The organism is Roseisolibacter sp. H3M3-2 (genome assembly GCF_029211165.1).
Classification (GTDB): domain Bacteria; phylum Gemmatimonadota; class Gemmatimonadetes; order Gemmatimonadales; family Gemmatimonadaceae; genus Roseisolibacter.
The window spans coordinates 1-2,708 of the sequence record NZ_JARGEK010000508.1 but is presented as its reverse complement, the minus strand read 5'-3'; the positions used below and the strand labels follow the sequence as shown (position 1 = coordinate 2,708).

The following is a 2,708-nucleotide window of genomic DNA, read 5'->3' as shown; positions in this document are numbered from 1 at the left end:
CTCCTTGGCCCACAGAACGACATGGCTACGATCCGACTTACCAGGCGCCGGGCCAGCCCCACCGCGCCGCCCCGCGCGAACGCGCGCAACGCCGCGCCGTGCAGCACCCGGTCCGCCGGGTCCTCGGCCGGCGCCGGCGACGCGCCCGACGAGGCGAGCGCGCGCGCCGCGTCGCCGGCGCCGCGGCCCACCAGCACGTCGCGGAGCGGGCGCGCGCCGTCCACCCGGCCGGCGGCCGACGTGTGCAGCAGGCGCCCCGCGTGCCCCAGGCGGAAGCGCACGCCCGTCAGCAGCACGGGGCCGCTCAGCGGGATGGTGCGCGTCGTCGTCGCCGCGCCGCAGACGAGCGTGGGGCTCGCCGCGATCGCGTCGGCCAGGTCGCGCCGCGACGCGGCGGTGCCGCCGGCGCGCGCCGCCGCGTCGACGAGCGCCGCGTCCAGCGGCAGCCGTACTGCGACGTCGACGTACCCGTCGACGACCACGCGCCAGTACGCGTCCGGGGTGGCGCCCGCGGGCAGCTCCAGCTGCCACAGGTACTCCACCAGCGGATCGAGGTCCGGAGGGGCGGGGGCGAGCGTCAGCCGACCGGAGGTCGGCGCCGCCGCGTCGGCGGGCGACGGCGGTTCGGTCAGGAGGGCGGGTGCCATCGGCATCTCTGGGTCCGTGTTCAGCCCCCCAAGATGCGACCGACCCTCCCCGCCGCCTTGTACGAATGCGCCACGCGGCCCCGCCGGCCCCCCGCGCCGCGGACCGCGGTCCGGTCTGCGGCACGGGCGCGGCGGCACATGCCGGGCTGTGCGGCGGGCGGCAGCAGCGCGGGCGGCGTCAGCGCAGCCGCCGGCCGACGATCGGTCCCGAGAGGTCGTCGATCACCCAGCGTCCCTCCACCGAGTCGCCGACCGCCCGCAGGCGCACCGACATCGCGCGCCCGTGGTCGGCCGACGGCGCGAGGAAGTCCCACTGGAACTGCGCGGAGTCGCCGGCCAGCCGGAACCAGTCGAGCAGCCCCGGCGGCCCGTGCACCACGACGGCGTGCGCGGTGTCCTGCCGCGCGACGACCAGCGTCGCCACCCGCACCGCGCCGCCGGAGGCCGGCCCGTCGGGGAAGTCGGAGCCGCGCAGCTCCCACGTGCCGACCCAGGTGAACGCGGGCGCCGGCGCGAGCGCTCGCGTGGCCGGGACCGCACGCGGGCCGCCGCATGCGACGGCCGCCAGCGCGGCGAGCGCGGCGACGGCGGCGCGCATCGAGTTCGAATGCGAAGGGAAGAAGGAATTCTGACGGAGCATCGTCGTGTACGGTGAGGTGAGGCCCGCGGCAGCGCGCGCACCGAGGCGCGGCGCGGACCCGACGGAGCGCGCACGCTGCGCGCGCACGACGTGCCGTCGCTTGAACGATTGCGTCGCGCGGGTCGCGCGAGTCGCACGCGGCGCGTCGCGTTCGTGCAAGCGCGGCGCGCGGATCCGCGGCATCCATCCGGTCCGCGCGTGCGACCACCCGTCGCCACGCGGCGGCGGGCGTCGCGCCCGCACGACTCACGATCGCGCCACTTCCACGTCGAGTTCATATCCCATGCGTCACGCTCCCGGCACTCGCACGCCCTCCGGCACCGCGCGCACGACCGCGCGTATCGCCGCCGCCCTCGCCCTCGCGCTCTCGGCTGCCTGCGACAGCGACGACTACGACGCCGTCGCGCCGTCGGCCCCGCCCGCGCCGCAGCCCACCGCCGTCGTCACCGCCAGCGGCGACGTCGCCGCGCGCGTGGCGGAGTTCCGCACGCTGCTCGGCGACCCCGCCAACGGCGCCGCCGCCGGGCAGCAGGCGGGCGGCCGCCGCGAGATCAGCTGGGACGGCGCCGGCGCCAACCCGTTCAACAACCGCAACGACTTCCCCGCCGACTTCTTCAACACGACCGCGCGCAACGGCGCCGTCTTCACCACGCCGGGCACCGGATTCCGCAACGACAGCACGCGCTTCGCCGACGTCGACGCCAGCTACGCGGCGCAGTTCGCGACATTCTCGCCGACCAAGGTGTTCGCCCCGGTCGGGAGCCACGTCATGGACGTGCACTTCCGCGTCGCCGGGGAGCAGACGCCGGCCGCGGTCACCGGCTTCGGCGTCGTGTTCAGCGACGTCGACCGGCTCGGGCCGACCACGCTCGAGTACTTCGACCGCGACGGCCGCAGCCTCGGGAAGGTGACCGCGCCGGCGCGCAGCGACGCCGCCGGGCTGTCGCTCGCCGGGCTGCGCTTCGCCGACCCGATCGTGGCGCGCGTGCGCGTCACCGGCGGCACGGGCGCGCTCGGCGCCGGCGTGCGCGACGTGAGCGCGGGCGGCACGCACGACCTCGTGGTGCTCGACAATTTCGTCTTCGGCGAGCCCGTCGCGCTGCCGCCGCGCTGATCGCGCGCGCGAACGGCCGGACCGTCGGGGCGACGCCGAGCGAGGCGCCCGACGGTCCCGCCGGCGCGGCCCCTCCCCTCCCCAGGACCACCGATGCGCTGCACCATGATGCACCCGTCCCTCTTCGCCGCCGCCGCCACGCTCGCCGCGGCCGCCCCCGGGCACCTCGTCGCGCCGCTGCTCGATCCCGACGAGACCCCTGTCCCGACCCCCGAGCGCGCGCCCGACGCCGACGACGCGCCGCCGGCCGGGCGCGGGCCGCACCGATGAGGCGCGCGCGCGTGGCCGGCGCGGTGCTCGGCGGCGT

The 2,708-nt window shown here is 77.7% G+C and carries 4 protein-coding genes; 2 read left to right on the top strand and 2 right to left on the bottom strand.

Going from position 1 to position 2,708, the window contains the following annotated elements:
• Together PYV61_RS23745 and PYV61_RS23740 are read right to left on the bottom strand one after the other, a co-directional pair.
• Positions 1-647, bottom strand: a 647-nt coding sequence (locus PYV61_RS23745; RefSeq protein ID WP_275836353.1) for a DUF6597 domain-containing transcriptional factor, incomplete at its 3' end; no start/stop codon positions are given.
• 178 nt (positions 648-825) lie between these two features.
• Positions 826-1,245, bottom strand: a complete 420-nt coding sequence (locus PYV61_RS23740; RefSeq protein ID WP_275836352.1) for a hypothetical protein — start codon at positions 1,243-1,245, stop codon at positions 826-828.
• A 325-nt stretch (positions 1,246-1,570) separates the two neighbouring features.
• Between PYV61_RS23740 and PYV61_RS23735 the strand changes: the two genes are divergently transcribed.
• Positions 1,571-2,401, top strand: coding sequence for a hypothetical protein (locus PYV61_RS23735; protein WP_275836351.1), 831 nt, complete (start codon positions 1,571-1,573; stop codon positions 2,399-2,401).
• A 105-nt stretch (positions 2,402-2,506) separates the two neighbouring features.
• Entirely contained in the window at positions 2,507-2,671 is a 165-nt protein-coding gene (locus PYV61_RS23730; protein ID WP_275836350.1) for a hypothetical protein, read from the top strand.
• The last annotated feature ends 37 nt before the right edge of the window (positions 2,672-2,708 follow it).

Bases quoted from the DNA above. Each gene is read 5' to 3' on its own strand.
- PYV61_RS23735 (WP_275836351.1), top strand. From the start codon at position 1,571: ATGCGTCACGCTCCCGGCACTCGCACGCCCTCCGGCACCGCGCGCACG.
- PYV61_RS23740 (WP_275836352.1), bottom strand. From the start codon at position 1,245: ATGCGCGCCGCCGTCGCCGCGCTCGCCGCGCTGGCGGCCGTCGCATGC.
- PYV61_RS23730 (WP_275836350.1), top strand. From the start codon at position 2,507: ATGATGCACCCGTCCCTCTTCGCCGCCGCCGCCACGCTCGCCGCGGCC.